This window comes from Gordonia rubripertincta (assembly GCF_038024875.1).
Classification (GTDB): domain Bacteria; phylum Actinomycetota; class Actinomycetes; order Mycobacteriales; family Mycobacteriaceae; genus Gordonia; species Gordonia rubripertincta.
The window spans coordinates 4,201,966-4,227,629 of the sequence record NZ_CP136136.1 but is presented as its reverse complement, the minus strand read 5'-3'; the positions used below and the strand labels follow the sequence as shown (position 1 = coordinate 4,227,629).

23 protein-coding genes and 1 pseudogene are annotated in these 25,664 nt (G+C 68.1%); 12 read left to right on the top strand and 12 right to left on the bottom strand.

Annotated elements, in window-relative coordinates:
* Nucleotides 1-4: 4 nt before the first annotated feature.
* From RVF83_RS19160 to tkt, 4 genes are read right to left on the bottom strand one after another with little or no spacing between them, the layout of a single operon-like run.
* Nucleotides 5-1,006: a glucose-6-phosphate dehydrogenase assembly protein OpcA gene (locus tag RVF83_RS19160; protein WP_005194884.1), complete on the bottom strand. Its 1,002-nt coding sequence runs from the start codon at nt 1,004-1,006 to the stop codon at nt 5-7.
* Nucleotides 1,003-2,571 carry a glucose-6-phosphate dehydrogenase gene (gene zwf / locus RVF83_RS19155; RefSeq protein WP_005194885.1) on the bottom strand — a complete coding sequence of 523 codons (1,569 nt, stop codon included), beginning with the start codon at nt 2,569-2,571 and terminating at the stop codon, nt 1,003-1,005. The genes RVF83_RS19160 and zwf overlap by 4 nt, the downstream gene beginning before the upstream one ends.
* Before the next feature lie 7 nt (nt 2,572-2,578).
* Nucleotides 2,579-3,700, bottom strand: a complete 1,122-nt coding sequence (gene tal, locus RVF83_RS19150; protein ID WP_005194886.1) for a transaldolase — start codon at nt 3,698-3,700, stop codon at nt 2,579-2,581.
* Nucleotides 3,701-3,720: 20 nt separating this feature from the next.
* The gene (gene tkt, locus RVF83_RS19145) at nt 3,721-5,799 is read right to left on the bottom strand and encodes a transketolase (RefSeq protein WP_005194888.1); all 2,079 of its coding nucleotides are present in this window, start codon (nt 5,797-5,799) and stop codon (nt 3,721-3,723) included.
* 240 nt (nt 5,800-6,039) lie between these two features.
* Here tkt and RVF83_RS19140 point away from each other — a divergent pair, with 240 nt between their 5' ends.
* A complete protein-coding gene (locus RVF83_RS19140; protein ID WP_005194890.1) occupies nt 6,040-7,032 on the top strand; it encodes a heme o synthase in 993 nt (330 codons plus the stop codon).
* 46 nt (nt 7,033-7,078) lie between these two features.
* Here RVF83_RS19140 and RVF83_RS19135 read toward each other — a convergent pair whose 3' ends face one another.
* Nucleotides 7,079-8,053: a quinone oxidoreductase family protein gene (locus RVF83_RS19135; RefSeq protein WP_005194892.1), complete on the bottom strand. Its 975-nt coding sequence runs from the start codon at nt 8,051-8,053 to the stop codon at nt 7,079-7,081.
* Between the two features lie 75 nt (nt 8,054-8,128).
* On the opposite strand from RVF83_RS19135, the gene RVF83_RS19130 reads away from it, so the two are divergent.
* Nucleotides 8,129-8,512 (top strand): hypothetical protein, encoded by a 384-nt coding sequence (locus RVF83_RS19130; protein ID WP_039879909.1) that lies wholly within the window; start codon nt 8,129-8,131, stop codon nt 8,510-8,512.
* A 67-nt stretch (nt 8,513-8,579) separates the two neighbouring features.
* Here RVF83_RS19130 and RVF83_RS19125 read toward each other — a convergent pair whose 3' ends face one another.
* The 4 genes from RVF83_RS19125 to mptB form a co-directional block, all read right to left on the bottom strand.
* Entirely contained in the window at nt 8,580-9,611 is a 1,032-nt protein-coding gene (locus tag RVF83_RS19125; protein WP_005194896.1) for a COX15/CtaA family protein, read from the bottom strand.
* Nucleotides 9,608-10,411, bottom strand: coding sequence for an ABC transporter permease (locus RVF83_RS19120; RefSeq protein WP_005194898.1), 804 nt, complete (start codon nt 10,409-10,411; stop codon nt 9,608-9,610). Before RVF83_RS19120 ends, RVF83_RS19125 begins: the two co-directional genes overlap by 4 nt.
* 11 nt (nt 10,412-10,422) lie before the next feature.
* Nucleotides 10,423-11,373, bottom strand: a complete 951-nt coding sequence (locus RVF83_RS19115) for an ABC transporter ATP-binding protein (protein ID WP_005194900.1) — start codon at nt 11,371-11,373, stop codon at nt 10,423-10,425.
* Between the two features lie 109 nt (nt 11,374-11,482).
* A complete protein-coding gene (mptB, locus tag RVF83_RS19110) occupies nt 11,483-13,315 on the bottom strand; it encodes a polyprenol phosphomannose-dependent alpha 1,6 mannosyltransferase MptB (protein WP_005194902.1) in 1,833 nt (610 codons plus the stop codon).
* A gap of 176 nt (nt 13,316-13,491) precedes the next feature.
* Here mptB and RVF83_RS19105 point away from each other — a divergent pair, with 176 nt between their 5' ends.
* Genes RVF83_RS19105 through RVF83_RS19075 form a run of 7 tightly spaced genes read left to right on the top strand, consistent with a single transcriptional unit; the run spans nt 13,492 to nt 19,970 of the window.
* Complete coding sequence (locus RVF83_RS19105; protein WP_039879911.1) at nt 13,492-14,295, top strand: helix-turn-helix transcriptional regulator; 804 nt, start codon at nt 13,492-13,494, stop codon at nt 14,293-14,295.
* Nucleotides 14,292-15,746: a Fe-S cluster assembly protein SufB gene (sufB, locus tag RVF83_RS19100; RefSeq protein WP_005194908.1), complete on the top strand. Its 1,455-nt coding sequence runs from the start codon at nt 14,292-14,294 to the stop codon at nt 15,744-15,746. Before RVF83_RS19105 ends, sufB begins: the two co-directional genes overlap by 4 nt.
* Nucleotides 15,746-16,969, top strand: coding sequence for a Fe-S cluster assembly protein SufD (gene sufD, locus RVF83_RS19095; RefSeq protein ID WP_005194910.1), 1,224 nt, complete (start codon nt 15,746-15,748; stop codon nt 16,967-16,969). The genes sufB and sufD overlap by 1 nt, the downstream gene beginning before the upstream one ends.
* 55 nt (nt 16,970-17,024) lie before the next feature.
* On the top strand, nt 17,025-17,798 hold the full coding sequence (gene sufC / locus RVF83_RS19090) for a Fe-S cluster assembly ATPase SufC (protein ID WP_005194912.1): 774 nt from the start codon (nt 17,025-17,027) through the stop codon (nt 17,796-17,798).
* 26 nt (nt 17,799-17,824) lie between these two features.
* Nucleotides 17,825-19,111 (top strand): cysteine desulfurase, encoded by a 1,287-nt coding sequence (locus RVF83_RS19085; RefSeq protein ID WP_005194914.1) that lies wholly within the window; start codon nt 17,825-17,827, stop codon nt 19,109-19,111.
* 2 nt (nt 19,112-19,113) lie between these two features.
* Entirely contained in the window at nt 19,114-19,596 is a 483-nt protein-coding gene (sufU, locus tag RVF83_RS19080; protein ID WP_039879912.1) for a Fe-S cluster assembly sulfur transfer protein SufU, read from the top strand.
* Nucleotides 19,593-19,970: a metal-sulfur cluster assembly factor gene (locus RVF83_RS19075; protein ID WP_005194918.1), complete on the top strand. Its 378-nt coding sequence runs from the start codon at nt 19,593-19,595 to the stop codon at nt 19,968-19,970. Before sufU ends, RVF83_RS19075 begins: the two co-directional genes overlap by 4 nt.
* Nucleotides 19,971-19,983: 13 nt before the next feature.
* On the opposite strand, the gene RVF83_RS19070 is transcribed toward RVF83_RS19075, so the two are convergent.
* Nucleotides 19,984-20,307: a hypothetical protein gene (locus RVF83_RS19070; protein ID WP_005194920.1), complete on the bottom strand. Its 324-nt coding sequence runs from the start codon at nt 20,305-20,307 to the stop codon at nt 19,984-19,986.
* Between the two features lie 100 nt (nt 20,308-20,407).
* Here RVF83_RS19070 and RVF83_RS19065 point away from each other — a divergent pair, with 100 nt between their 5' ends.
* The gene (locus RVF83_RS19065) at nt 20,408-21,484 is read left to right on the top strand and encodes a response regulator transcription factor (protein WP_005194922.1); all 1,077 of its coding nucleotides are present in this window, start codon (nt 20,408-20,410) and stop codon (nt 21,482-21,484) included.
* 34 nt (nt 21,485-21,518) lie between these two features.
* Complete coding sequence (locus tag RVF83_RS19060; RefSeq protein WP_005194924.1) at nt 21,519-21,911, top strand: DUF1992 domain-containing protein; 393 nt, start codon at nt 21,519-21,521, stop codon at nt 21,909-21,911.
* A gap of 14 nt (nt 21,912-21,925) precedes the next feature.
* Here the strand turns inward: RVF83_RS19060 and RVF83_RS19055 are convergent.
* Together RVF83_RS19055 and RVF83_RS19050 are read right to left on the bottom strand one after the other, a co-directional pair.
* A pseudogene (locus RVF83_RS19055) lies at nt 21,926-23,078 on the bottom strand (lycopene cyclase family protein).
* A gap of 41 nt (nt 23,079-23,119) precedes the next feature.
* On the bottom strand, nt 23,120-23,935 hold the full coding sequence (locus tag RVF83_RS19050) for an SDR family oxidoreductase (protein ID WP_005194927.1): 816 nt from the start codon (nt 23,933-23,935) through the stop codon (nt 23,120-23,122).
* A 99-nt stretch (nt 23,936-24,034) separates the two neighbouring features.
* Between RVF83_RS19050 and RVF83_RS19045 the strand changes: the two genes are divergently transcribed.
* A complete protein-coding gene (locus RVF83_RS19045; RefSeq protein ID WP_005194929.1) occupies nt 24,035-25,663 on the top strand; it encodes an ABC-F family ATP-binding cassette domain-containing protein in 1,629 nt (542 codons plus the stop codon).
* Nucleotide 25,664: the final 1 nt, after the last annotated feature.

The following is a 25,664-nucleotide window of genomic DNA, read 5'->3' as shown; positions in this document are numbered from 1 at the left end:
TCATTCACTCCTCGGCGTCAGATGCTGCGGAATCACTCTGCTGTGCGGCGTGCTCGACGGCGGCTCGCATGTCGGCGCGGAGAAGTGCCTCCTGCTCCGGGGAGATCCGCTCCACGTCGGTGACGCCCGCCAGTGCCCTGGCGTACACCTCGTCGACGTCGAGGCGGCGCAACTCCTCGGCGATGCACACGGGCAGCGAGCGCGGCGTCATCGCGATCTTGCCGTCCGGCTTACCGGGAGCGGTCAGGACCGCGTTGTTGGCCTCGTCGACGGCCAGGACGGTGTCGCCGTCGGTCCGGACCAGTCGGACCTCGAAGCTGCCGGTGAACCTGCGCGTCGGCACGCCCAGCGCCGACCGCAGCCAACCGGCGAGCAGGTCGATGGCCGGACTGCGATCGGGTCCGGTCACATCGACCTCGAGGACCGGGGTGAACGGAGGACGATCGAGTGCCGAGGCCAGGATCGCCCGCCACGGGGTGAGCTGGGTCCAGGCGATGTCGGTGTCACCGGGGGAGTACCCGGCCAGACGCCGTTTGAGGACGGTGTTGAGACCCGGGTCGCGGTTGGCGTCCATGATCCGGCGGCGGCCCAGCGTGCCGAGCGGATCGGATGCCGGCTTCGAGGGACCGATACTCGGCCACCAGGTGACCACCGGGGTGTCCGGCAGCAGGAAGGGGATCACCACTGCGTGTGCGTGGTCGGCCATGTCGCCGGCGAGCGACAGCACGATGACCTCCGACGCGCCGGCGTCGCCGCCGACGCGGATCTCGGCGTCCATCCGCGAACGCGCATGGCGGACACCGCGGGAGACGACGATGACGCGGCTGGGGTGCTCGCGACTCGCGGCGATCGCGGCCTCGATGGCGCCCTCGGTCGGTTCGTCGTGTTCGGCACAGACGACCAGCGTCAGCACACGACCGTTGTTGACCGAACCCTCGGTCTCGTGGAGGTTGACCAGTCGCTTGGCGACCTCCCGGCTCGTCGTGTCAGGCAGGTTGACGATCATGGACGCCTCCACTGTCGGCCGTGGCGCGCGAGCATCTCATCGGCGGATGCCGGTCCCCACGTTCCCGCCTCGTACGCATCGGGTCGACCGTTCTCGGCCCAGTGGTCCAGCACGGGGTCCAGGATCTTCCAAGACAATTCGACTTCCTCGTTGACGGGGAAGAGGGACGGTTCACCGAGCAGCACGTCCAGGATCAGCCGTTCGTAGGCTTCCGGGGACGCCTCGGTGAACGCGGTGCCGTAACTGAAGTCCATGTTCACGTCGCGGACTTCCATGCTCGTCGCGGGCACTTTGGAGCCGAAGCGGAGCGTCATGCCCTCGTCGGGCTGGACGCGTATGACCAGCACGTTCTGGCTGAGTTCCTCGGTCATCGTCTGGTCGAAGGGCAGATGCGGCGCGCGCTTGAAGACCAGCGCGATCTCGGTCACGCGACGACCGAGGCGCTTGCCGGTGCGTAGGTAGAAGGGGACACCCGCCCAGCGCCGCGAGTCGACCTCGAGAGCGATCGCGGCGAAGGTCTCGGTCGTGGAGTCCTTGGCGAATCCGGATTCCTCTTTGAGGCCGCGGACCTTCTCGCTGCCCTGCCAGCCCGCGGTGTACTGACCTCGGGCCGTGTTCTCCGACAGCGGCTCGATGTTGCGGGTCGCGGCGAGAACCTTGGCCTTCTCCGCCTGTAATTGCTTGGGCTCGAAGGAGATCGGCTCCTCCATCGCGACCAGGGCCATCAGCTGCAGCAGGTGGTTCTGGATGACGTCGCGTGCCGCGCCGATGCCGTCGTAGTAGCCGGCCCGGCCACCGAGGCCGATGTCCTCGGCCATGGTGATCTGGACATGGTCGACGTAGTGCGAACTCCACAGTGGATCGAACAGCTGGTTGGCGAAGCGTAGCGCCAGGATGTTCTGCACCGTCTCCTTGCCCAGGTAGTGGTCGATGCGGAACACCGACGACTCCGGGAAGACGTGGTTGACGATGGCGTTGAGCTCACGGGCCGACTCGAGGTCGTGACCGAAGGGCTTCTCGATGACGACCCGACGCCAGCTGTCGCCGGTCGGTGCCGCGAGCCCGCTGCGCTCGAGCTGTTCACACACCGTCGGGAATGCCCCGGGCGGGATCGACAGGTAGAAGGCGTGATTGCCGTCCGTACCGCGTTCGTTGTCGAGCGACTTGAGGGTGTCGCGCAGCTTGTCGAACGCGGCGTCGTCGTCGAAGTTGCCCTGTACGAAGCGGAAGCCCTCGGCGAGGCGCTCCCACACCTCCTCGCGGAAGCCCGTGCGGGCGTGTTCCCGCACGGCGTCGTGCACGACCGCCCCGAAGTCCTCGTCGGTCCAGTCCCGTCGGGCGAACCCGACGAGAGCGAACGACGGGGGGAGCAGGCCGCGGTTGGCGAGGTCGTAGACCGCGGGCATCAACTTCTTGCGTGCCAGGTCTCCGGTGACGCCGAAGATGACCAGACTGCACGGCCCCGCGATGCGGGGTAACCGTTTGTCCTGTGGGTCACGGAGGGGATTGGTCCAGGAATGGGGTCCCACTGCATCGGGTCCCACCGAATCCTCGCCGACGGCCACGGTCGGATCAGCCCTTGATCGCTGCGGACAGTTGCTCGGCGGTCGCGTTGAGCAGGTCGTTCCAGGCGTCCTCGAACTTGCTCACGCCCTCCTCCTCGAGAACCGTGAAGACGTCGACGGTGTCGACGCCAACTGCCGAGAGCTTGTCGAAGACCTCCTGGGACTCCTGCGCGAGGCCGACGACCGAGCCGGTGTTGACCCAGCCGTGGTCGGCAAAGGCATCCATCGTCTTGCCCGGCATGGTGTTGACCGTGTTGGGCGCGACGAGCTCGCTGACGTACAGGGTGTCGGGGTAGTCCGGGTTCTTCACGCCGGTCGACGCCCAGAGGGCGCGCTGCGGGCGGGCGCCGTGGGCGAGTAGATCGGGGAAGCGCGACTCGACCTCGAACACCTGCTGGTAGGCCGAGTAGGCCAGGCGGGCGTTGGCCAGTGCGGCCTTGCCCTTGAGCTCCACCGCCTCCGGGGTGCCGATGGCGTCGAGGCGCTTGTCGATCTCGGTGTCGACGCGCGAGACGAAGAAGGACGCCACCGAGTGGATGTCGGACAGGTCGTGGCCGGCTTCCGCGGCGGCGTCGAGGCCGTCGAGGTAGGCGTCCATGACCTCCTTGTAGCGCTCCACCGAGAAGATCAGTGTCACGTTGACGCTGATTCCCTCGGCGATGACCTTGGTGATCGCGGGGAGCCCGGCCTTGGTGGCCGGGATCTTGATCAGCAGGTTCGGGCGGTCGACGATCTTCCACAGCTCGATCGCCTGGGCGACCGTGCCGTCGGTGTCGTGGGCCAGGCGGGGATCGACCTCGATCGACACCCGGCCGTCGACGCCGTCGGACTCCTCGTACACCGGCGCGAGCACGTCGCAGGCGTTGCGGACGTCGTCGGTGGTCACCGTGCGAATGGTGCCGTCGACGTCGGTGCCGCGCGCCGCCAGCTCGGTGACCTGCGCGTTGTAGGCGGTGCCCTTCGACAGTGCGGCCTGGAAGATCGACGGGTTGGTGGTCACGCCGACCACCGACTTGGTCGCGATCAGTTCCGCCAGGTCGCCGGAGCTGATCAGGTCACGGGACAGGTCGTCCAGCCACACCGAGACACCGGCGGCGGACAGTTCGGCGAGCTTCTCGTTCTGGGTCACGATTTCTCTCCTTGGGTTGATCAGCCGGCGACGACGCGCTCGGCGGCCGAGGTCACGGCCTCTGCGGTGATCCCGAACTTGGTGAAGAGCACCTTGTAATCGGCCGACGCACCGAAGTGCTCGATGCTGACGATCTCGCCACCCGCGCCGACGATGCGGTACCACGGCATCGCGATGCCGGCCTCGACGGCGACACGCGGAACCGACGGCGGGAGGACGTGGTCCTGGTACCCCTTGGGCTGCTCGTCGAACCACTCGACACACGGCATCGACACGACGCGGGCCTTGATTCCCTTGTCTGCCAGCGCCTTCTGCGCCTCGACGGCCAGGTACACCTCGGAACCGGTACCGATGAGCACGACCTGCGGGTCGCCCTCGGAGTCACTGAGGATGTAGCCGCCGTTGGCGACGCCCTGCGCCGAGGTGCCCTCGAGGATCGGGAGGTTCTGGCGGGTGAGCGCCAGGCCGACCGGGTGGTTGCGACGGGTCAGCAGGTGCGCCCAGGCGTAGGCGGTCTCGTTCGCGTCGGCGGGACGCACGACGTCGAGGTTCGGAATCGCACGCAGTGCGGCCAGGTGCTCGATCGGCTGGTGGGTCGGGCCGTCCTCGCCGAGACCGATCGAGTCGTGGGTCCAGACGTAGATAGGGTCGATCTCCATCAGCGCGGCCAGGCGGACGGCCGGACGCATGTAGTCGGCGAACTGCAGGAAGGTGCCGCCGTAGGCGCGGGTCGGTCCGTGCAGGGCGATGCCCGACAGGATCGAACCCATCGCGTGCTCGCGGACACCGAAGTGGAGGGTGCGTCCGTACGGGTTGGCCGACCACTTCTTGGTGCTGATCGACGTGGGGCCGAACGAGGGCTCGCCGTCCATCGTGGTGTTGTTCGAACCGGCGAGGTCGGCGGAACCGCCCCACAGCTCGGGCAGGACGGGCGCGAGGGCGCCGAGCACCTTGCCCGAGGCGCTGCGCGTCGCCACGTCCTTGTCGCCGACGTTCCAGGTCGGCAGGTTCTCGGTCCAGCCCTCGGGGAGCTCGTGAGCGGTCAGGCGGTCGAAGAGCGCCTTCTGCTCGGGGTTCTTCTCGGCCCACGCGTCGAAGGAGGCGGTCCAGGCCTTGCGCTGCTCCGCCCCCCGCTCGACGAGCTTGCGGGTGTGCGCGATGACCTCGTCGGTGACCTCGAAGTTCTTCTCCGGGTCGAAGCCGAGGACCTTCTTGGTCGCGGCAACCTCATCCTCGCCGAGAGCGGCGCCGTGGGCCATGCCGGTGTTCATCATGTTGGGGGCCGGGTAGCCGATGATGGTGCGCAGACAGATGATCGACGGACGGTCGACGACCTCCTGGGCGGCCTTGATCGCGGCCTCGATGGCGACGACGTCCTCGCCGCCCTCGACGGTCTGCACGTGCCAGCCATAGGCCTCGTAGCGCTTGGCGACATCCTCGGACAGGGCGATGTCGGTGTCGTCCTCGATCGAGATCTGGTTCTGGTCGTAGAACACGATCAGGTTGCCGAGCTGCTGCGTGCCGGCGAGCGAGCTGGCCTCGGAGGTCACACCCTCCTCGATGTCACCGTCGGAGGCGACCACGTAGATGTAGTGGTCGAACGGACTCTCGCCGACGCCGGCGTCCGGGTCGAACAGGCCGCGTTCGCGCCGGGCGGCCATCGCCATGCCGACCGACGAGGCGAGACCCTGGCCCAGTGGGCCGGTGGTGATCTCCACGCCGCGGGTGTGGCGGAACTCCGGGTGGCCGGGGGTCAGCGAATCCCAGGTGCGCAGCGCCTCGATGTCGGAGAGCTCGAGACCGAAGCCGCCCAGGTAGAGCTGGATGTAGAGGGTCAGGCTCGAATGTCCGCAGGACAGCACGAAGCGGTCGCGGCCGGCCCAGTCGGTGTCGGTGGGGTCGTGCCGCATCACACGCTGGAACAGCGTGTAGGCCAGCGGCGCGAGGCTCATCGCGGTGCCGGGATGACCGCTGCCGCACTTCTGCACCGCGTCGGCGGCCAGGAGGCGGGCCGTGTCCACGGCCCGGGTGTCGAGGTCGCTCCAGTCGTCCGGATGGCGGGGGGTGGTCAGTGCGCGGATCTCATCTGTGTCGGCCACGATGGTGATTGTCTCCTGTGCCTGCTCGGTTTTCGGCGCGTTCGGGTCCAGAGTAATCGGCTGCGACGGCGCCCCGCGCGCCGACCGAAAGTTACCCGCCGGTTCGCCGATCGTCGCCGGTCACGGGCCCCGCCACGACGCGATTCACGGTTCGCAAAGGCAAACGTCTACCATGCTCTGTAGTAGCCCGCGGCGATCTGTGCGGGCGGACGAGGAGTGTTCGTGAGGATAGGGGAGCGTGTGAGCGGAGACCATCCCGCCGCATCCCACTCGACCGACACCGCATCACAGCAGGTTTCGACCGAGCCGGTCATGCCGGCGGATCTGACGTGGGCCGGACGTGTGCGCGCGACGGTGCTTGCGTATGTCGCGCTGACCAAGCCGCGGGTCATCGAGCTGCTGCTGGTTGCGACGATCCCGGTGATGCTGCAGGCCGATCGCGGTCACGTGGACATCGCGGTCATCGCTTTCACCCTGATCGGTGGATGGCTCGGCGCCGGCAGCGCGAACACCCTCAACATGGTGGTCGACGCCGACATCGACAAGAAGATGAAGCGCACCGAGCGGCGCCCCCTGGCCCGTCGGGCCGTCGCCACGCGCAGCGCGCTGATCTTCGGCCTGGTGCTCTGGGCTGCATCGTTCGCGGTGCTGTACTTCGCGGCGAATCTGCTGTCGTCCCTGCTCGTCTCGGCGACGATCATCTTCTACGTCGGCGTCTACACGATGATCCTCAAGCGCCGCACCTGGCAGAACGTGGTGTGGGGCGGTGCCGCCGGTTGCATGCCGACGCTGGTCGGCTGGGCGGCCGTCACCGGGTCCATCAGCTGGCAGCCGATCGTGCTCTTCCTGGTCATCTTCTTCTGGACTCCGCCGCACACCTGGGCGCTCGCGATGCGCTACAAGGAGGACTACAAGGCGGCCGGCGTGCCGATGCTCCCGGTCATCGCGACCGAGGAACGCGTCACCCGTCAGATGCTCATCTACACCTGGCTGACCGTCATCACCTCGCTCACCCTGATCCCGGCGACGAGCTGGATCTACACCGTGATCGCCCTGGTCGCCGGCGCTTGGTTCCTGGAGCGGGTCACCAAGCTCTACCGCGACACCAAACGCGGTGCCGAGGTGAAGCCCCTCAAGGTGTTCCTGCAGTCCAACGAGTACCTGGCGATCGTCTTCTGCGGCCTCGCGATCGACGCGGTCGTCGGCATGCAGACGATCTCCTCGTACTTCTGACCTCGTACCGCTGACCTCGTACCGCTGATCTGAGCCGTCTGTCGCGTCAGGAATCGGTGGGCAGCAGCACGGTCGCACCCGTGGTCTTGCGCGCCTCGAGGTCCGCATGGGCCTGCGCGGCGTCGGCCAGCCGGTATCGCTGCCCCACCCGCACGTCCACGTCGCCGTCGCCGATCGCCTCGAAGTACTCACTCGCGCGCCAGTTCAGTTCCTCTGGCGTCGCGGTGAAATGCGCCAGCGTGGGTCGGGTCACCGACAACGAACCGGCCGGGTTGAGGCGCTGCAGATCGAATGGCGGCACCGGTCCGCTCGAGGCGCCGAACAGCACGACGATGCCGCGTACGGCGGTGGCGGCCAGCGACTGCTCGAAGGTGTCCGCGCCGACCCCGTCATAGACGACCGGTACGCCGCGGCCGTCGGTCAGCTCCCGGACGCGCGCGGCCAGGTCGTCGGTGTAACGCAGCACGTGGTCGGCTCCGGCCTCGCGGGACAGCTCTTCCTTCTCCTCGGAGGACACCGTCGTGATGACCCGCAACCCGTGGCGCTTGGCCATCTGGGTGAGGATCAGCCCCACCCCGCCGGCCCCGGCGTGGATCAGGATCGTGTCCTCGGGATGCGGGTGGGCGCTCCCGTCCAGGAGGTAGTGGGCGGTGAGCCCGCGGAGTAGCGACGACCCGGCGACCGCGTCGTCGATCCCGTCGGGGACCACGACAGCCTTCGAGGCGGGCACTGCCACGAGTTCGGCGTACGACGCGGGCGCGGCGCACCATGCGACCCGCTGACCGACCTCGAGACCGGACACCTCGGAACCCAGGGAGACGATCTCACCGGCACCCTCGGTGCCCGGGATGTACGGCGGGGTCGACGGGTAGAGCCCACGCCGGAGATAGGTGTCGATGTAGTTGACGCCCACCGCCGAGGTCCGGACGATCACCTCGTCGGGTGCCGGTATCGGGTCGTCGACGGTTCCGAAGGTCAGGACGTCCGGACCGCCGTGGCGGGTCACCTGTATCGCGCGCACGACACCCGTTGTACACGGCGAGCACGCCGGATGTGTTGCGCATCCCGCTATCGGGATCGGCACGGGCCCACCGGTATGCTGAGCGTCATGACTGACAGTGCCGCCACCGACACCACAGCCACGCCGACCGTCCGGGCCCCGGGCGATGTCGTCGCCTCGGTGAAGAAGTTCGTCGCCCGCGAGGGCGGCAGCGCCAAGGTCGTCTTGCAGGCGATCGGTGCGGCCGGTGTCCGGATCACTCTCGTCGGTGATGCGGGGGGTGTCCTCGGTGACCGCGTCGTCGCCGACCTCGCGACCGCGCAGGCCGTCGTCGACGCCGTCGACGGACTCGAGATCGCCGAGTGGGACCGCGATCTCACTTCGGAGACCACCGTCAAGCCGTCGCACTACCGCAAGATGGCCGGCTGGGTGGCCCGCCAGAAGCGCTTCCCCAAGGCGCGCAACCGCGCGATCCTCTGACCCGTAGACCAGAAACGACCCCCGGCGTGATCGCCGGGGGTCGTTTCTCGTTCGTGGCTCCGTCTGGTCAGGCCGCGTCGACGCGCGGCTGGTCGGTGGCCCGGGCGACCAGCACCTGCCAGGTGGCTCCGATGAGCAGCAGCGCACTGCCGAACATGTGCGCGATGACCAGCGCGACGGGCAGATCGGTGAAGTACTGGACGAAACCGATCACGCCCTGCAGGGCGAGCAGGCCCACGAAGACCTGTGCCGAGCGCTGTTGGGGACGCGCGAAGACACGGGCATAGACGAGAGCGGCCAGACCCAGACCGACGAGGACGAACACCGCATCGGCGTGGAGCTGAGTGGCGTTGTCGGGGTCCAGTCCGTTGCGCGGCGCGTCCACGTCGCCGGCGTGCGGGCCGGAACCGGTGACCACCGTGCCGAGGTAGATCGTCACCCAGGTGACCGCATATAGCAGCCACGCCAGGTAGATACCCAGTCGGCGGGTCGCCATCCCCGGCGTGTCGGTGTCTGCGGGGGCGGGCTCGGTGGGAGTCGGGTACGGGCGCATCCGGAAGACCAGTACGGTCGCCGCCGACACCAGGATCATCGACAGGATGAAGTGCAGCGCCACGACCCACGGGTTGAGGTCGGTGAGGACGGTGATGCCCCCGATCACGCCCTGGAACGGGATGCCGAGCGCGATCAGGGTGACGAGCCACTTGTCGCGCCGTGCCGATCCGGCGTAGCGGAGCACGGCGATCCAGGTGGCGATCGCGATGATGATCAGCACCCACGTCAGCATCCGGTTGCCGAACTCGATCGCGCCGTGGATGCCGAGTTCGCCGTGCGGGACGAAGGAGTCGTCGGTGCAGCGCGGCCAGGTCGGGCAGCCGAGTCCCGAACCCGTGACGCGCACGGCGCCGCCGGTGGCGACGATGCCCACGTTGGAGACGAGCAGCGCGATCGCCCAGCGGTGCACGAAGCGGATCGTCGGCCGGCCGAATCCCGGGATGGATCGCCAGAACCCGCTCATCCGCCGGTTGCCGCGCTGGTCGGGGGTCGCCCGGTCGGGGTCCGCCCCGTCGGGTCGTGTCGAAGTCTGCGACGTCGTCATCGGAATCGGAACCACCTCACTGCCAAGGTGCCGGCCACCGCGGCCCACACCAGCAAGACACCCACCCCGAAGGCGTCGAACGAACCACGTGCGGCCATCTCGAGGGCCTCACTGAGCGCACCCGAGGGGATGCACCGTGCCAGGGTGTGCACGGCGCCGGGAACGTTGGAGTCGACCACCACGAGGCTGCCGAGTCCGATGAAGGCGAACCAGAGCAGGTTCGCCAGGGCAAGGACGACCTCCGCCTTCAGCGTGCCGCCGAGGAGCAGCCCGAGCGCCGCGAAGCAGGCGGTGCCGATGACGATCACCAGCGCGCCGATGAGCAGTCCGATCGCGTCGGGCCGCCACCCGAAGGCGAATCCGATGGCGCCGAGGATGACCGACTGCAGGGCCACCACGATCAGCACCGCCACCGACTTGCCGACGATGATGCCCCACCGGGGAATCGGCGTGGCGCCCAGTCGTTTCAGGGCCCCGTACCGGCGGTCGAAGCCGACGGCGATGGCCTGGCCGGTGAAGGCGGTCGACATCACGGCGACCGTGAGGATCGCGGGGACGAAGAGCGTGGCGCGCTCGGCCGGGCCGTCGCCGAAGGTCGTGTTGATCGGAAGCAGACACAACCCGATGAGCAGGGTGATCGGGATGAACATCGTGAGTAGCAGTTGCTCACCGTTGCGGAGCAGGAGTTTGAGCTCGAGCGTCGACTGCGCGGCGATCATCGCCAGTAGGGATGCCGGACGCGGCGCCGGACGGAACATGCCGTCGGGGAAGAGTCCGGTGCCGGGGGCGGGGGAGTTCACTGCGGGGGAGTTCACGGTCGTAGTGCCCGTCCGGTCAGGTCGAGGAAAACGTCTTCGAGACTGCGGGTCTCGACACGGAGGTCGGTGGCGAGGACATTGATCTTCGCGCACCACGCGGTCACCGTGGCGAGGACCTGCGGGGTCATCGGGCCGATGACGAGGTACGAGCCGGGGTTCGCCTCGGTGCAGTGGTAACCCTCGGGCAGAGCGAGCATGAGCATCGAGAGGTCGAGGCCGCGTGGCGCGGTGAACCGCAACTCGTTCTCGGCACCGCTGCTGGTGAGGTCGGCGGGGGTTCCGGCGGCGACCGCGCGGCCGTGATCGATGATCACGACCTGGTCGGCGAGTTCCTCCGCCTCGTCCATCAGGTGGGTGGTGAGCAGGACGGACACCCCGTCGGTGCGGAGCCGGTCGACCAGTTCCCAGACGACGAGACGCGCGTGGGCGTCGAGGCCGGCGGTCGGCTCGTCGAGGAACACGAGTTCGGGACGGCCGACGATCGCGCAGGCGAGCGCGAGGCGCTGCTGTTGTCCGCCGGAGAGGCGTCGGTACGACGTGCGCCGGACGTCGCCGAGACCGAGTGCGTCGATGAGGAATTCGGGGTCGATCGGGTCGGCCGAGTAGGCGGCGACGAGCCGCAGCATCTCCTCGGCGCGGGCACCCGGGTACGCGCCGCCGCCCTGCAGCATCACGCCGACGCGGCGTCGGAGGGCGTCGTTGTCGACGATCGGGTCGAGTCCGAGAACCCGGACGGTGCCGGCGTCGGGGGCGGTGAACCCCTCGCAGATCTCGACGGTGGTGGTCTTGCCCGCACCGTTCGGTCCGAGGAGGGCGAGGATCTGTCCGCGCTCGACGGTCAGATCGAGTCGATCGACGGCGGTTCGGCCGCCGAAGGCCTTGACCAGCCCGCGTACTTCGACCGCGGGGGACGCGACGGGGTCGCTCGGCGGACGATCGTTCATTCGATCGTCATCGTTGATCTGCCGAGGGGTCGTGCTGCGCACACAGGTCAGACTATGCGCTCGGACCCCGTGGACGAAAAACGCCGTTCGCGGGTGCGGTGGGGGGTCGTCATGGCGTCGGGGCGTTCTCGGCGGGTTCCGGGGAGTCTTCCGATGCCCCGGTTCTGCGACGACGCCATCGACGCGGCGAACGGTCCTCGAAGAAGAGGGCAGTGAGCGCTGCGACCATGATCACACCGGCCAGAAGGCCCTGTGCGAGAACGACTCCGCTGGTGTTGGAGCTCGTGGGCATCACCACGATCGCGATGATCGCCGACGCGGCGATGGTCGAGATCCGGAACCACGCACCGGTCGCCCAGGCCGCGAGGGGGATCACGGCCCAGAGCAGGTACCAGGCCTGGACGAACGGAAAGAACAGGATGAATGTGGCCATCGACACACCGAGTGCGCCGAGTGGGTGGAGGCGTCCGCCGAGGGTTGCGAGCATCCACCGGATGATGAACAGACCAGCGACGAGCTGACCCACCGGACGCGCGACCTCGAGGATCGCCTGGGTGTGTTCGCCGAGTCCGAGGGTCACGCCGATTCGTCCGGTGGTCACACCGAGCAGGGTCGGCATCGACATCCACGACCGTACGATCTCGCCGGTCGACAGCGTGCCCGTCCAGCCGAATCCGAGCCCGGTCCCCAGCGAGATGCCGACCATCACGATGCCGAGCACCAACGCATAGAACGCGGCGGAGACGCAGAGGGCGTACACAGACCATCGAGATCGGATCCACCATTCGCGGATCGGCGCGTGCCGGAGGGCCGGCAGCGTGGCGCCCCAGCGCATGGCCAAGGCGATCCCGACGAACCCGAGCGCGAGCAGGGAGGCGACCTTGATCATCGCGGACGCCGCTATCACCGCGCCGCCGGCGATCAGGATCCACCCGGCTCTCGTGGGTATCAGTGTTCCCGGCTTCCGTAGCCGGTCGGCACCGTAGATGGCGCGGAAGCTCAGTTCGAGGCCCACGAGCATCAGACCGAGCATGAGGGCCTCGTTGTGGATGCCGCCCACCAGATGCAGGATCACGAGCGGGTTCATCGCACCGAGCCACAGGGCGGCGACCGAGGACACCCCGCAGCGTTTCGCCAGGCGCGGCAACGCCCACACGATCAGCGCGACACCGAGCAGCGCGACGACACGGTGCAGGAAGATCGCGGCGGTGATGTTCGCGCCGGTCACCTTGGTGATGCCCTCGCCGATCCAGAGGAACAGCGGTCCATAGGGTGCCGGGGTGTCCCGCCACAGGTTGGGCACCGATCGCGTCAGGATGTGGTCGACGCCGAGACCTCGTACCGGACTGACGGAGTAGGGGTCCATGTCCCGGTACGCGATGGCACTCTGAGCGAGGTAGGAGTAGACGTCCTTGCTGAGCAGTGGGGGAGCCAGCACGATCGGCGTGATCCACAGCATGAGGGTGCGGTCGGCCTGACGCCGGCTCATCCGGCGTTCCGGGCTGCGTCCGTGCCGGACCTCGACGCTGAGCCGGCCCACCGCGAAACGACCGATCAGCAGCCACGCGACCACCAGGGTGATGGTGCCGCCGATGGAGAGCGCGAGTGCGGTGCCGAACATCCGGGACGGCAGCGACAGCACACGCATGCCGGCCACCGGGTTCTGCAGCACCGGGACGGCGCCGGTGCCGAGTGCACCGATGAGGATCAGGACGGAGCCGGTGGCGCCGAAGAGCTTGATGCGGCGGAGGCGACGGGTCTCCGCGGCGTTGAGGGGGCCGACCTCGCGTTCGTCGTCGTGTAGGCGGGCGACGGTCTTTCCGTAGTCGCCGCGCTGCTCGGTGGCGTCGGCGTCGGGTTCGACCGGGCGATGTTTACGCAGACCGAGGTAGTCCAGCACGGTGAGCAGGTGATTCCACACGAGTCCGAAGAAGTCCGGCACACGGCGGCCAGCTGTGGTTTCGGGCACACGACGACTGTAATCGTCGGCAGCCGATACCTCGCGACCACCCTTTATCCGGACAATCGAGACACCGTGCCGGGATTTTCGTCGCTTCGCTAAGGGCACCCTTGCTGGCAGCGTGGAATCAATTACGTCACACTCGTGTTGTGAAAACCATGCGGAACGATGTTGTGCTGCCCTCGGGCAGCGGCGATGCCGTGCCCTCCGCTGGTACGGCAAGCCCCCAGCCGACCGCCGGTGCCGAACAGCACGACGGTCAGACGCGTGATGCCGTGGTGAACCTGCTCGTCGAGGACGGCCCGCTGACCGCGGGTGAGATCGGCGAGCGTCTCGGCATCTCCGCCGCCGGCGTGCGTCGTCACCTCGACGCGCTCGAGAGCGCCGGGGACATCGAGGTCGCCTCCACCGGGTTCGGTCAGCGTCGAGGTCGTGGACGCGGTCGCCCGGCGAAATGGTTCCAGCTCACGCCGGAGGGGCGGGGCAAGATGCGCCACGCCTACGATGACCTCGCCGGTGCCGCGATGCGCAAGCTCCGCGATCTCGGCGGCCACGACGCCGTCGCCGAGTTCGCGCGGGAACGCGTCGAACGGATCGTCGCCGACGTGTCCCCGAGCACCGACCCGGTCACGGTCGCCGACACGGTCGAGGAGATCGCCGACGCGCTGACCAGTGCGGGATACGCGACCAACACCCGGCAGGTCGGCAACGGCATGCAGATCTGCCAGCACCACTGCCCGGTGGCGCACGTCGCCACCGAGTTCCCCGAACTCTGTGAGGCCGAGACCGCGGTCTTCACCGAACTGCTCGGTACGCACGTGCAGCGCCTGGCCACCATCGCCAACGGTGACTGCGCCTGCACCACTCACGTACCGATCCATCCGCCGCCGGAGTCTTCACCGTCTTCCCGGCACGGGACCTCACAGACACTGCCCACGACAACCCGAAAGGCCACGCGATGACCGTCACCGATCCGGCCGCCACCACGCCGACCGCCCCGGCTCCCCTCACGCAGGAAGAGACGATTGCCGCTCTCGGCAAGTACGGCTACGGCTGGGCCGACTCCGACGTGGCCGGCGCCAGCGCCAAGCGCGGGCTGTCCCCGGCGGTCGTCGCCGACATCTCGGCCAAGAAGAGCGAGCCCGAGTGGATGCTCGAGCAGCGCCTCAAGGCACTGAAGATCTTCGACAAGAAGCCGATGCCGCACTGGGGCGCCGGACTCGAGGGCATCGACTTCGACAACATCAAGTACTTTGTGCGGTCCAGTGAGAAGCAGGCCGCCACGTGGGAAGACCTGCCCGAGGACATCAAGAACACCTACGACAAGCTCGGCATCCCGGAGGCGGAGAAGCAGCGCCTGGTTTCCGGTGTCGCCGCCCAGTACGAGTCCGAGGTCGTCTACCACTCGATCCGCGAGGACCTCGAGAAGCAGGGCGTGATCTTCCTCGACACGGACACCGCGCTCAAGGAGCACCCGGAGATCTTCCAGGAGTACTTCGGCTCGGTCATCCCGGCCGGCGACAACAAGTTCTCCGCGCTGAACACCGCGGTCTGGTCCGGTGGCTCGTTCATCTACGTCCCGCCGGGTGTCCACGTCGACATCCCGCTGCAGGCCTACTTCCGGATCAACACCGAGAACATGGGCCAGTTCGAGCGCACGCTGATCATCGTCGACGAGGGTGCGTACGTGCACTACGTCGAGGGTTGTACCGCGCCGATCTACAAGACCGACTCGCTGCACTCCGCGGTCGTTGAGATCATCGTGAAGAAGGGCGGCCGCTGCCGCTACACGACCATCCAGAACTGGTCGAACAACGTCTACAACCTGGTGACCAAGCGCGCCAAGGCCGAGGCCGGCGCCACCATGGAGTGGGTCGACGGCAACATCGGCTCGAAGGTCACCATGAAGTACCCGGCGGTCTGGCTCACCGGTGAGCACGCGAAGGGCGAGGTTCTCTCGGTCGCCTTCGCGGGTCCCGGCCAGCACCAGGACACCGGTTCCAAGATGGTCCACCTGGCCCCGAACACCTCGAGCAACATCATCTCGAAGTCGGTGGCCCGTGGTGGTGGCCGCGCGTCCTACCGCGGCCTGATCAAGGTCAACAACGGAGCGCACGGCAGCCGTTCGACGGTGAAATGCGATGCGCTGCTGGTCGACACCATCTCCCGCAGTGATACCTACCCCTACGTCGACATCCGCGAGGACGACGTCACGATGGGGCACGAGGCGACCGTCTCGAAGGTCAGTGACGATCAGCTCTTCTACCTGATGAGCCGTGGCCTGACCGAGGACGAGGCGATGGCCATGGTGGTCCGCGGCTTCGTCGAGCCGATCGCCAAGGAACTCCCGATGGAATACGCGCTCGAGCTCAACCGCCTGATCGAGCTTCAGATGGAAGGAGCCGTCGGCTGATGGCCGATCCGACACTCCCGGTCACCACACCGGGCTCGCATTCGCCTGTCGTCAACAAGGGTGAGCTGTTCACCTCGTTCGACGTCAACGCCTTCGAGGTTCCCAGCCCTCGCGAAGAGGCCTGGCGCTTCACCCCGTTCCGCCGCCTGCGCGGTCTGCACGACGGTTCCGCACAGCGGACCGCCGAGGCGACCGTGGAGGTGACCGTCGCCGGGAACGAAGTGAGCGGGACGAATTCCAACGGAGCGTCCGAGGGCGTCAGGGTCGAGACCGTCGGTCGCGACGACGAGCGCCTCGGCCAGGGCGGCGTGCCCTTCGATCGGGTTGCCGCACAGGCATACTCGTCGTTCACGCAGGCCACGGTCGTCACCGTGGGCCGTGAGGTCGAGCTGTCCGAGCCGGTCACCATCACGGTCACCGGCCCCGGTGAGGGCGAGACCGCCTTCGGTCACACCCAGGTCCGCCTCGAGCCCTTCGCCCGCGCCGTCGTGGTGCTGGACCAGAAGGGCGGCGGAACCTTCGCCGAGAACGTCGAGTTCGTCGTCGGCGACAGCGCCGCGCTCACCGTCGTCAATGTGCACGACTGGGATGACGACGCGGTACACGTCGTCGCCCATCACGTGCGCACCGGTCGCGACGCCGTGGTCCGCCACTTCGCGGTCAGCTTCGGCGGCAACCTCGTCCGGCTCTCGCCGATCGTCCACTACGACGCGCCGGGCGGCGACGTCGAGATGTGGGGTCTGTACTTCGCCGACGCCGGACAGCATCTCGAGCAGCGTCTGCTCGTCGACCACAGCCAGCCCAACTGCCGCTCGAACGTGGTGTACAAGGGGGCGCTGCAGGGCGATACGAGCGGCGACCGGTCGCGTGAGGCGCACACGGTCTGGATCGGCGACGTGCTGATCCGCGCCGAAGCCGAGGGCACCGACACCTTCGAGCTCAACCGAAACCTGGTGCTCACCGACAACGCGCGCGCCGACTCGGTGCCGAATCTCGAGATCGAGACCGGCGAGATCGTCGGTGCCGGCCACGCCAGCGCCACCGGGCGTTTCGACGACGAGCAGCTGTTCTACCTGCAGGCTCGCGGCATCCCCGAGGATCAGGCACGCCGTCTGGTCATCCGCGGGTTCTTCGGCGAGGTGATCGCCAAGATCGGCGTGCCCGAGCTCCGCGAACGGCTGTCCGCCGCCGTCGAGCGCGAGCTCGAACTCTCCGGCGCCTGACCAGCGACCGCGCCCGACTCAAACCTCCCACAGCCTGTAAGAGAGAACTCAGAACATGACCACACTGGAAATCCGTGACCTGCATGTCGATGTCGCCCAGACCGACGCCGACGCCGAGCCCATCCACATCCTCAAGGGTGTCGACCTGACCGTGAAGTCCGGTGAGACACACGCGATCATGGGCCCCAACGGTTCGGGCAAGTCCACGCTGTCCTACGCCATCGCCGGTCACCCCAAGTACCAGGTGACCTCCGGTTCGATCACCCTCGACGGCGAGGACGTCCTGGAGATGAGCGTCGACGAGCGTGCGCGTGCCGGCCTGTTCCTGGCCATGCAGTACCCCGTCGAGGTGCCCGGTGTCTCGATGTCGAACTTCCTGCGCACCGCCGCCACCGCCGTCCGCGGCGAGGCGCCGAAGCTGCGTCACTGGGTCAAGGAGACCAAGGAGGCGATGACCGCTCTGGAGATCGATCCGTCGTTCTCCGAGCGCAGCGTCAACGAGGGCTTCTCCGGCGGCGAGAAGAAGCGTCACGAGATCCTCCAGCTCGATCTGCTCAAGCCGAAGATCGCCATCCTCGACGAGACCGACTCGGGCCTCGACGTCGACGCGCTGCGCGTCGTCAGCGAGGGCGTCAACCGGTACAAGGAGCGCGACAACGGCGGCGTCCTGCTGATCACGCACTACACGCGCATTCTCCGCTACATCAAGCCCGAGTTCGTCCACGTCTTCGTCAACGGACGCGTCGTCGAGTCCGGCGGCCCGGAACTGGCCGACGTGCTCGAGGAGAACGGCTACGAGCGCTTCACCTCGGCGGCCAAGGCCGGCTGAACCAACACCCCTGGAGGTGCACGTACGTGACACTCTCGCCTGAGACAACAACTGCGGCAGCCGCATTCGACGTGGAGGCGCTGCGCGCGGACTTCCCGATCCTGTCGCGCACCGTTCGCGACGAGAAGCCGTTGGTGTACCTCGACTCCGGGGCCACCTCGCAGCGTCCCGTTCAGGTTCTCGACGCCGAGCGGTACTTCCTGACGCACCACAATGCGGCGGTGCACCGGGGAGCCCACCAGCTCGCCGAAGAGGCCACCGACGCGTATGAGGATGCGCGCGAGGTCATCGCCGGGTTCGTCGGCGCGTCGTCGGATCAGCTGGTGTTCACCAAGAATGCCACCGAGGCACTCAACCTGGTGACCTACACGCTCGGCGATCCGCGGTCGGCGTCGGTCCTCGGCGGATCGGCCTTGGGCCCGGGCGACACCGTGGTCATCACGGAACTCGAGCATCACGCGAATCTCGTTCCGTGGCAAGAACTCTGCCGTCGGACCGGTGCGACCCTGCGCTGGTACGGCGTCACCGACGACGGTCGCATCGACCTGGATTCGCTGACCCTCGATGAGTCGGTGAAGGTCATCGCGTTCACCCATCAGTCGAACGTCACCGGCGCGGTCGCCGATGTCGGAGAACTCGTCTCCCGTGCGCGGGCCGTCGGCGCGCTCGTCGTCCTCGACGCGTGCCAGTCGGTGCCGCACATGCCGGTCGACTTCGCCGCGCTGGACGTCGATTTCGCCGCTTTCTCCGGACACAAGATGTTCGGCCCGAGTGGTGTCGGAGCCCTGTACGGCAAGAGCGAGCTCCTGGAGGCCTTGCCGCCGTTCATCACCGGCGGCTCGATGATCGAGACCGTCACGATGGAGGTGTCGACCTACGCGCCGCCGCCGCAGCGTTTCGAGGCCGGTGTGCCGATGACCTCGCAGGTCGTGGGTCTCGGCGCCGCGGTGCGTTACCTGCAGACCATCGGCATGGAAGCCGTTGCCGCCCATGAGCATGCACTCGTCGAGCACGCGCTCTCGCGGCTCGGTGAGATCGACGGCCTGCGCATCATCGGCCCGACCACCACCGAGAACCGCGGGGGAGCGGTGTCCTTCCTCGTCGACGGCATCCACGCCCACGATCTGGGGCAGATCCTCGACGACGAGGGCGTCGCCATCCGCGTCGGCCACCACTGCGCATGGCCGCTGCACCGCCGGTTCGGCGTGGCCGCGACCGCCCGGGCGTCGTTCGCCGCCTACAACACGCTCGCCGAGGTCGACGCGCTGGCCGCGGCGATCGTCAAGGCGCAGAACTTCTTCGGGGTGAACTGAGCATGCGCATGGAGCAGATGTACCAGGAAGTGATCCTGGACCACTACAAACATCCGCACGGTCGAGGTCTCCGCGAGCCGTTCGGCGCCGAGGTCCACCACGTCAATCCGACGTGCGGCGACGAGGTCACCCTGCGCGTCGCCGTCTCGGCCGACGGCAGCACGATCGACGACGTGTCCTACGACGGGCAGGGATGCTCGATCTCCCAGGCCTCGACGTCGGTGCTGCACGACCAGATCGTCGGACAGTCGGTCGGCGAGGCCCTCGCCACCGTCGAGTCGTTCAACACGATGATGACCTCCCGCGGCAAGGATCCGGGCGACGAGGACATCATCGGCGACGGGATCGCGTTCACCGGTGTCAGCAAATACCCCGCGCGGGTGAAGTGCGCACTCTTGGGCTGGATGGCGTTCAAGGACGCGCTCGCCCAGACGATGGACCGCCACGACACCGACAGCCATGAGAGAGAAGCGGAATCAGCATGAGTGACGAGACAATTACGGACACCACCGCGGCCGGTACACCCGCCGAACCGGCGACCTCGCTGCCGGCCGTAGAGGACGTCGAGGAGGCCATGCGCGACGTCGTCGACCCCGAACTCGGCATCAACGTCGTCGACCTCGGACTCGTCTACGGCATCGAGGTGACCGACGAGGCCGTCGCCAAGATCGACATGACCCTGACCTCGGCCGCCTGCCCGCTGACCGACGTCATCGAGGACCAGTCCCGGGGCGCACTCGTCAGCAGCGGTCTGTGCACCGACCTCGAGATCAACTGGGTCTGGCTGCCGCCGTGGGGCCCGGACAAGATCACCGACGACGGCCGCGAGCAGCTGCGGGCCCTTGGCTTCACCGTCTAGGACGACGATCGCGCTACTTCGATCCGGCCATCTCCGAGGTGGCCGGATCGATCGTTTTGTCGACCATCACCTCGTGGATGGTGGGCGTGCTGTGGGCATCACTGACGTTCCGTGCACCCGAGGTGGACCAGATCTTCTCGAGGATTCCGACGTAGGCCCGGGAATGGGCGACGTCGGCGAAGTCGAGTTCGATGGTGACCTCGGTCGGATCGGTGACGCTGCGCATCACCCGGTACGCGAGGACCCCGTTGTCGACACGCACGGGTTCGTAGCGGTCGAATGCTCGGCGCCAGACGTCGAAGTCGGGGATGGTGTCGATGATGCGGAGTTGATACATGGCGGCGCCCTTTCTCGTTGAGTGGATTGTTCGACCGTACGAGCGGAGGCGCAGCCCGAACATCCCCACCACGGGGGATTTCCCGGCTTAGCCTTGACCCATGAGCGTCGATCTACTGAGTCGCATCGATCGCTCCTGTGCGCGCCACGCCGACGTGAAGAGTCTTCGGCTGGCGGTGCTCGGTGACCTCGGGGCCGCAGTGGCGTTCGACGCCCATGTGTGGCTCCTGACCGACCCCACGACGTCGGTCGGGACCTCTCCGCTGGCGACGCTGCCGGGTTTTCCGATGCCTCGTCTTCCCGATCTGATCCGTGCCCGGTACCTGACGACGAGTACTCGCTGGACCGGTCTGGCGGGGGCCCGGGTGCCGGCCACGTCGTGGTGCCGGTCGGCGGATCGCGCGACCGAGTCGGCGTCCCCATGGCGAGAGGTGTTGGCGGAGTTCGCTGTCGGTGACGTGGCGACAGTCGTCTTCGCCGATCGGTTCGGGTGTTGGGGTTGGCTGGACCTCTGGCGTTTCGAGCCCCGTCCGCCGTTCTCCGCGGAGGACATCCACCGGATGTCGCAGATCGCTCCACCAGTCACGGCCGCGCTGCGGTTTCGCCAGGCCAGGCACTTCGCCGAGCCTGTCCGGGCCGTCGACGCCACCGGTCCTGCGGTCGTGGTGATGGACCCGTCTCTGCGTCTTCGCGGACAGACCACCGGTGCCGGATCACGGCTACATCAGCTCAATCCGCCCGACGCCGGACCGGACAGGCGGGTGCCGGAGGTACCGGCGATCCCGGCCGCGGCGTTCAATGTGGCCGCCCAGCTCGTCGCCGTCGAGAAGGGCATCGACACGGCACCGCCGCGGGCGAGGGTGTTTCTCGAGCGGCACGGGTGGCTGACCCTCGAGGCGGACCAGATCGGTGCTGCCGGGCCGCCGGCCGATCGCGACATCGCCGTCACGATCGAGCGGAGTGATTTCGCCGACCGTCTGGACCTCTTCGCCCGTGTGCACGGCCTGACCGGACGAGAGCGGGAGATCCTCGGCCATGTCTGCGCCGGCGAGGACAATAGATCGATCGCCGCAGCGGTGTCGGTGTCCGAACACACCGTGCACGATCACGTGAAGTCGGTGCTGAACAAGTCCGGGTGCGGCAACCGGACGACCTTGCTCGCCCGTGTCGCCAGATGAGCATTGCGGGCGTGGGGCGAGTAGAACCGAGGATGTGCATCGCTACGAATCGCGCGTCGAGCGGATGATCCGCGAAGCGGCCGAACGCGGTGAGTTCGACGACCTGCCGGGCACCGGCAAGCCGCTCGACCTGTCGGACAGCGACGACCCGGACTGGTGGGTGAAGCGCAAGATCCGAGACGAGAATCTGGATTCCTCGGGCCTCCTCCCGGCGCCGCTCCAACTGCGCCGCGAGGCACAGGATTTCCCGGAGTCGTTGCGCGACATCGCCGAAGAGACCGCGGTCCGCGACATCCTCGTCGACTTCAATCACCGTGTCCGCGAAGCCCATCTGGCGTCGCGTCAGATCGCGATGCCCCACAGCGTCGTCGCGCACACGATCGACGTCGACGACATGATCCGGCAGTGGCGCGCCCTTCGCCGTTGACCGTCACCGAGCCTTCAGCCGCGCCGCAACCGCGAGGCCGAGCCGACGTCCCCCGCCCACGCGGGCGTGGACATCGCCCCGCGGGCCACGACGGCCCGCGTGCGCATGTCGACGGCCCGGATGACCCGGGTCATCGCACCCATCGTCCCGGTCAGATCGTCACGCCGGCTGAGGTAGCTGCGCTGCGCCTCGATCGGCATCGCGAAGAAGGCCTCGAAGAACGCGATCGTCTGGGTGGGGCTCAGTCGTAGCAGAGCGCTGAGCCCGCGCAGTCGCAGATTGTGGACGGCGCGCGCCGAGGCCGGCCACAGATCGGGCATCGGATCACGTCCTGCAGCCAGCGCGGCGACGACGTCGTCGACGCACATCAGCGAGTTGGCGACGCTGTAGCCCGTGGTCGGGTTCTTGAATCCGCCTGCGGCACCGAAGCAGAACGTCGACTCCCGCCACGGCTGTGGGGCGGACCCCGTCAGCGGGAACGCCACGCGCTCGACCCGGCGGACATTGGACGGCAGTCCGCCCAGCCGGACGTCGAGCCGACCCTTCAACTCGTCGAGACCGAGTGCCGGCATCCCGGCCAGGCAGGTCTCCTCCAGCAGATACTCGCCTTCGCCCAGGGGCACGACGTAGAGGAACGACGGCAGCTCCCGGCGGTCGACGATCCCGCCTCGCCAGTCCATCAGCAGCGCGGCGTGATCGGCGAGAACGGGCGCAGCCGCGGCCTCGTCGACGACGATGCCGTAGGCGGTCTGGCGCGGCGCCTCATGGGGTAGGGCGCCTCGGCAGTCGACCACCACGTCACCGGTGAGGACCCGACCGGATGTGAGATGTACTCGCGCCCCGTCGACCTCGGCCACCCGGTCGGTCACGATGTCCGCGCCGTCGAGGGTCAGGGAGCGTTGCAGACCGGGGGTGTCGAACACCGTGTAACCGCGGTTCACCTCTTCCAGGACGGTGCCCGCGACGCCGACCCGGTCGAGGCGCGCGGCGAAGGCCGCCGGGTCGAGCCAGCCGGGCAGTTCGTCGGACCAGCAGGCGAAGGTGGACTGCCACACCCGATCGGGGTGGATGTCGACCAGGGTCACCGGTACCGCAGCGGTGAGCAGCCGATGTGCCAGGGCACGCCCGGCCGGTCCCGCACCCCAGAACGATCACTCCGCCGGCCATGCCCTCGATCCTGCCATGAACCGGCGAGAGCCTCCTTCTCGCTAGGCGCCGCCCGTGGCCAGCGTGCCACCGTCGACGGCAAGGGTCTCGCCGGTGATCCAGGCAGCCTCGTCGCTGGCCAGGAAGGCGACCGCGCGGGCCACGTCCTCGGGTTCGCCGATGCGCTTCATCGGATACGCGGCGGCCGCCCGGGCCTCGTTCTCGCCCTCGATCAGGCCGGAGGCGAACTTCGTGCGCACGATCGCGGGCGCGATCGCGTTCACCCGGATGTTCGGGCCCAGCTCCCACGCCAGTTCCGCGGTGAGGCGGATCAACGCAGCCTTCGACGTGCCGTAGGCAGCGATCACCCCGGTCGACCGCAGACCGGCGACGGAGGAGATGTTGACCACCGCGCCACCGGTGTCCTTCATGCCCGCCCGGTACGCCTCCTGGACGAATCCCAGGGCGGCGACCACGTTGGTGTCGAAGGTCTTGCGGTATGCATCGAGATCGGCGTCCATCAGGGGCCCGGCGAGGGGAGCGATGCCGGTGTTGTTCACCAGGATGTGGATGCCGCCACCCTGTGCGACAGCGGCCGCGACCGCGCCCGCCCGATCATCGGCATCCCCGGTGTTCGCCGCGAAGGCGGTCACCGTCGCCGACGGCACGGCCGCCCGGATGCGCTCGGCGGCCTCCTCCAGGGGCTCCGGCTTGCGACTCGTGATGACCACCGAGGCGCCGCGTCGGGCGAGCTCGGTGGCGATCGCCTCACCGATGCCGCGGCTGGCGCCGGTGACCAGAGCCGAACGGCCGGTCAGGTCGGAGGTCTGAGGGAACGAGGAATGCGGAATCGTTGTGGATTGCGTCACGTTGCTCACCGTATCGGTCCACCGTGTCGAGGCGGGGCGACTCGACGAGGACGCCTGCGACGTCTCGGTGGACAAACCACTGGACGCGCCCCGGTAGACTGGCCTGTCGTGATCACCGCGACCGACCTGGAGGTACGAGCGGGCGCTCGGACCCTGTTGTCGGCGCCCGGCGACGCCCTCCGTATCCAGCCCGGCGACCGGATCGGCCTGGTGGGCCGCAACGGCGCCGGAAAGACCACCACCCTGCGCATCCTGGCGGGTGAGACCGAGCCCTATGCCGGCACCGTCCGCCGTTCGGGTGAGCTCGGGTATCTGCCCCAGGACCCCAAAGAGGGCGACCTCGGTGTCCTCGCCAAGGACCGGGTGCTCTCGGCGCGCGGGCTCGACGAGATCCTGCGCGACATGGAGAAGCAGCAGGCGCGGATGGCCGAGGCCGCCGACGACAAGCTGCGCGACAAGGCCGTCGCCCGGTACGGACGTCTCGAGGAGCGCTTCGCCGCCCTCGGCGGTTACGTCGCCGAATCCGAGGCCGCCCGCATCTGCAACAGCCTGGGCCTGCCGGATCGCGTCCTGAACCAGCCCCTGGGCACCCTCTCCGGTGGTCAGCGTCGCCGCATCGAGCTCGCTCGCATCCTGTTCGCCGCGTCCGACGGCTCCGGCAAGTCCGACACGACGCTGCTGCTCGACGAGCCGACGAACCACCTCGACGCCGACTCCATCGCGTGGCTGCGCAGCTTCCTGATGAACCACGAGGGTGGTCTGGTCGTGATCAGCCACGACGTCGAGCTGCTCGCCGACGTCGTCAACCGGGTGTGGTTCCTCGACGCCGTGCGCGGCGAGGCTGACATCTACAACATGAGCTGGAAGCGCTACCTCGACGCGCGCGCCACCGACGAGCAGCGGCGTCGCCGCGAACGCGCCAACGCCGAGAAGAAGGCCTCCGCACTGCGCGCCCAGGCCGCGAAACTCGGCGCCAAGGCCACCAAGGCGACCGCCGCCCAGAACATGCTCAAGCGCGCCGAGCGCATGATCGACTCGCTCGACGAGGAGCGGGTGGCCGACCGCACCGCCCGGATCCGGTTCCCGGAACCGGCGACCTGTGGCAAGACGCCGCTCATGGCCTCGGGGCTGTCGAAGAGCTACGGCTCGCTGGAGATCTTCACCGGCGTCGACCTCGCCATCGACAAGGGCAGTCGCGTCGTCGTTCTCGGACTCAACGGTGCGGGTAAGACCACACTCCTGAAAATGCTTGCGGGCGTGGAGAAGCCCGACACGGGTCAGCTCGAGCCGGGCTACGGCCTCAAGATCGGCTACTTCGCGCAGGAGCACGACACCCTCGACGACCAGGCCACGGTGTGGGAGAACATCCGCCACGCCGCGCCGGACGCGGGTGAACAGGATCTGCGCGGACTGTTGGGCGCCTTCATGTTCAGCGGTGCGCAACTCGACCAGCCCGCCGGCACCCTGTCCGGTGGTGAGAAGACCCGTCTCACCCTGGCCGGTCTGGTGTCGTCGGCCGCGAACGTGCTGCTGCTCGACGAGCCGACCAACAACCTCGACCCGGTGTCCCGCGAACAGGTGCTCGACGCCCTGCGCAGCTACACCGGGGCCGTGGTCCTCGTGACCCACGACCCCGGCGCCGCCGCCGCACTCGACCCGCAGCGGGTGATCCTCCTGCCCGACGGGACCGAGGACCACTGGAGCGACGAGTACCAGGAGATCATCGAGCTCGCCTGAA